Origin of the sequence: Micromonospora sp. NPDC050695 (genome assembly GCF_040654415.1) — a bacterium.
Taxonomy (GTDB): Bacteria; Actinomycetota; Actinomycetes; order Mycobacteriales; family Micromonosporaceae; genus Micromonospora.
On sequence record NZ_JBFAHZ010000111.1, the window covers coordinates 1 to 4002 of the forward strand.

Genomic DNA, 4002 nt, shown 5'->3' on the forward strand with positions numbered 1-4002 from the left:
GGAACAGATGCCGCAGATGAGTGGGGCGTACCGGTGAAGGACGCAGTCGCGGCGGCACGTGCCGGCCGCCGTGTTCGCTCACCCGTGGAAGCGGCCGGACGCGTAGCCGAATCCATTTTCTCGGAATATATTACCCTGCCGCCAGGCGGCGCGTCATAGGAATAGCCATAGTCGTCAAGGGTCTTTAGAAAGAGCTGACGTCTAAGGGCGCTACCCCTAGGGTCTTGGGAGCCGCTCACGAAGTGTCCAAGATCGCGCTCTGACGCATTCTTTGAATACCGCGAAGGAAGTTTATGATTGTTATTGTCGAGAAACTGTCTCAGCAGAGCGTCTCCTTCGAGTGCTTTTTTATAGCTCTCGCGGTCCAGGCTGGCAATTTGATATCTGGAGGTTGGGGCGGGCGCCAAAGGCTGACTCCACTCTGAAGCCCCCTCGGAGGGGACCGTAATGCCGCATCCCGTGTCACCTTCACGACGTATATTGGGGCCGAAATAGATTCGCCCATCCTTCTCTATTGAGTGAATTTTATATTTTGAAAGGAACGGCTTAACGTGGCCTGTGTAATCTACGAGACCTTTTTTCTCGCAGCTAGAGTTTAGCCACTTGTATAGCAAGAGCACCCCATCACCTCCACCCCTACCCGGAGGCCAAGCCTTGTGCTCTAAGATATACGCTTCCAGCTTCTTGAGTTGATTCAACTGCGATTGTCCGTACATCGTTGTGTATGTCATAGCGGAGGGATTGTCCATGGGGGCTTCTCCTTATTAGGGCCGCGACATCGGTTGATTCCCGGAGGAATCAACCGATGCCGCGGCAGCTCCAGAAATTAGACGGGGAGTGTCGCGTCGTGTTAGGCGTAATCACTGCGTTCTGGTTCTTGCTGGACCCGCCCGGCATCTGTTCCATAGCCCGGGGGGGCACCCATTGATTCTGCAGTGCTCCTCGCTCGGCCTGAACCATGCCCTTCGGATTTGATGGATCTACTTAATCCCGCCGTACCGTATTCCACGACGGGCCGATGATTCTAGGGTCCTGCAGTCATCGACGCCTCGTGCTTGTGGTCGAAGCGGCCAAGATGTCAGCGGGGCGTCCGAACCGACGGGGTGGGAGTCGTCCTCCTTTGTGGATGGTTGTGCATCTCTTACAACGAGGTATCTCGTCCGTAGGTTCACGGTGCTCTCGGCGAGCCCGGGCGTCGCGCCGGTACTGCTCGGCGGCATCGCGGCAGGCCCGCGCCCGACCCTGCAGGGTCTCGGCCTTGGCGACCGTCGCGGCGTAGCGGTTGGCCACCCGCATCGTCTCCTGGTCCACGCTGGTCATGCCCGTCCGGCCTCGCGGCGGAGCAGGGCCTGAACCTGCTCGGTGGTGAGGCCGTCGACCTGGTCGCCGCCTGAGACGCTGCGGCTGGGCCTGCGCCGCCGGCACCTGGGCAAGCTCGTCGACGTGGAGGCGACGCTGCGGCAGCTCGACTACGCCGCCCGCAACATCCGGGTGCTGGCCCGGGCCGGCGTGACCCTGACCCGCCGGCACACCGCCACACCGCCGGAGCTGGCCGCCGCGATCGGCGCGCTGACCGCCGCCGTACGGTCGGCCGGAGAGGCCCTGGCCCGCGACCTCAGCGGCGCCGACGCCGACCGACACGCACACTCGGCCGACGCGGCGGCCCTGAAGGCGGTCCGGATCGCCGCGGGCCTGCTGCGCTCCGACCCGCCGCTGCCGGTCACCATGATTGTCGGGCAGATCCGGGCGGCCGCGATCGACCTGCTACGCGGCGTCGGCCACGACGACGTGACGGTGCTGGACCGCGTGGATGAGGCGCTCGGTCTGAGCCGGGTGTGACGCCCGGTCGGTCGACGCAGCGGTAGGACAGCCTCTGCGGGCACGCCAACGCTGCCTTCGGATCCGCCGGAGAGGTCACCCCAGCGGGTCACTGGCGAGGGCTAGCTGTTTGCCGCTCGACCGCATCAGGCGCAGGCACCCGAGCAAGCCGCAACCCGGCCAAACAGTCAGAGATGTACATGCTTGGTTGTCTTGAGTAGGGTCGTGCCCGTTGTTTGTCCGATGAATTGGGGGGAACGAGTATGAGGCTGCGGACATTCGCCGCTGTCTTCACCGCGCTGGTCGGGATTGCCGCCGGCGGAATGGTCGCACCGTCCGCTGCGTACGCCGCGGACAACGGGCCGTGGGAGGTCTTTCCCGCCAGCGCTGTCGACAAGTGTCTCGAAGTCCAGGGCGGTTCGACCGCGCTCAGCGCGCAGGTCCAGGTCTACACCTGTGCAACCTGGGACGGCGGTGTCACGCCGCTACACCAGCGGTGGATATTCCGGCCCACCTCCGGTGGCTACCAGCGCATCATCAACGGCAAGACGGGAATGTGCGCGAACATCAAGGGCAGCACGGACGTCAACAGTACGAAAATCGTCCAGTACAACTGTGGTGGCAGCGGGACGCTGAACGACCAGTGGTACCCGCAGTTCGTGCGGAAAATCGGCGGGTTCGACTTCTACCAGTTCAAGAGTCGGCTGAACCCCGCGAAGTGCCTCAACGTGCAGGGCAGCACGACGTCTAACGGATCCGACCTGATCCTCTACACGTGCGCGACGACGAACAACGCCATCTTCTCCTGGACGCCGGCAGTGCAGGCGTAGGCCGCGGTGGCATTGCAGTGAACGCCAAGGGTCAGGCGCGGGATGTCCGCGCCTGACCCTTGGCGTGCGGGATACCGCGAGTTATCTGAGGAGGAACATCGCCGCGAGGGTCAGTTCGTCGCCCGTACGGGGAGTTGCCGGCGCAGCCTGACGATGACGCGCTCCGGGGCGAACCCGCTCGGTCAGCCCGTGACCCTCGTGCTCCTTCCGCTGAATCCGCTGCACCCATCGGGGTGGTCTTCTAGGCTTCGTGGGGTGCCCGGATCGGCGAGAGCGTCGCGGTGGCGCTGTACGGGCCGGCCGGTGTGCTCCTCTCGGCGGCACGGCTCTACCGCCACGTCAGTCGGATCGGGAGCTGCCGCTGACGCCGCATGATGCCCCCGGTTCTCGCCATCGGCCGAGCCCGGTTAGCGGTGAGGAGCACCGATGACCGCCAGCGAACAGCAACGCCCGGAGATCGTCGTCGGGCTGGTGGCAACTCCGCCGGACCAGCCCGCCCGGGTGGCCACGCGGCTCACCGCCGAGTTGGCCAGCGGGCTCACCGAGCGGGTGAGCGCCGACGTGCGGTGGACCATCCGGGAAGGCTGGGGAAGGTGGCGCCGCGCCGCGACGGCGGCGTTGAGGCCCTACTCGACGACGTTGCTCGACGGCGCGCCGACGACGAGTGGGACGTCGCCATCTGCCTGACCGACCTGCCACTGCACGCCGAGCGGGTGCCGCTGGTCGCGCAGACCTCCGCCCGACGCCGAGCCGCGGTCGTGTCCCTGCCCGCGCTGGGACTGCATCAGCTGCGAGCGGCCCGCTTGGCCGTTCCGGATCTGGTGAGTCGGCTTCTGAGCGACGCTCCCGACCAGCGGGTGCCGCCGGCCGGCTCGGCACCGGCCGAGACGGCACGCCAGGTTCCCGCCGTCCACCGAATGATCGGCGAGGCTGACGCCGGCGAGCGACGCTACGTCGCCTCCGGGCTGATCGGCCGGGTACGGCTGTTGGCTGGCATGGTCCGCGCCAACCGCCCGGGCGTGCTCTGCTGGGCCTGTCCAAGCTGCTGGTCGGCGCGTTCGGCACGGCCGCGTTCGCACTCACCACGGACACCATCTGGCAGATGGGCGATGCGCTCGGCGGACTCCGGCTCACCGTGATCATGCTGCTCGGGTTGGGCGCGTTGGTGGCGTGGCTGATCGTCGCGCACGACCTGTGGGAGAAACCAACCCGAGAGACACCAGCTGAGCTGGCACGGCTGTTCAACCTGGGGACGATCCTTAGAGCGACCGGCAATAGGCGTTACTTGAGTCGGCGGGTGGTGGGTCGGGTGTCCCAGCGGTAGAGCGTGCGGGCTCGTTGGATGAGTTGACGG

At 65.7% G+C, this 4002-nt stretch carries 5 protein-coding genes; 4 read left to right on the forward strand and 1 reads right to left on the reverse strand.

Annotation, left to right across the window (positions count from 1 at the left end):
* A partial coding sequence (locus AB0H52_RS31505) for a hypothetical protein (RefSeq protein ID WP_357951924.1) occupies positions 1-749 on the reverse strand: 749 nt, incomplete at its 3' end.
* 616 nt (positions 750-1365) lie between these two features.
* Here AB0H52_RS31505 and AB0H52_RS31510 point away from each other — a divergent pair.
* The 4 genes from AB0H52_RS31510 (at position 1366) to AB0H52_RS31525 (ending at position 3972) form a co-directional block, all read left to right on the forward strand.
* Complete coding sequence (locus AB0H52_RS31510) at positions 1366-1839, forward strand: hypothetical protein (RefSeq protein WP_357951926.1); 474 nt, start codon at positions 1366-1368, stop codon at positions 1837-1839.
* Between the two features lie 242 nt (positions 1840-2081).
* The gene (locus tag AB0H52_RS31515; RefSeq protein ID WP_151493200.1) at positions 2082-2648 is read left to right on the forward strand and encodes an RICIN domain-containing protein; all 567 of its coding nucleotides are present in this window, start codon (positions 2082-2084) and stop codon (positions 2646-2648) included.
* 426 nt (positions 2649-3074) lie between these two features.
* Positions 3075-3335 carry a hypothetical protein gene (locus tag AB0H52_RS31520; RefSeq protein WP_225854867.1) on the forward strand — a complete coding sequence of 87 codons (261 nt, stop codon included), beginning with the start codon at positions 3075-3077 and terminating at the stop codon, positions 3333-3335.
* 415 nt (positions 3336-3750) lie between these two features.
* Positions 3751-3972, forward strand: coding sequence for a hypothetical protein (locus AB0H52_RS31525; protein WP_357951929.1), 222 nt, complete (start codon positions 3751-3753; stop codon positions 3970-3972).
* Positions 3973-4002 lie beyond the last annotated feature (30 nt).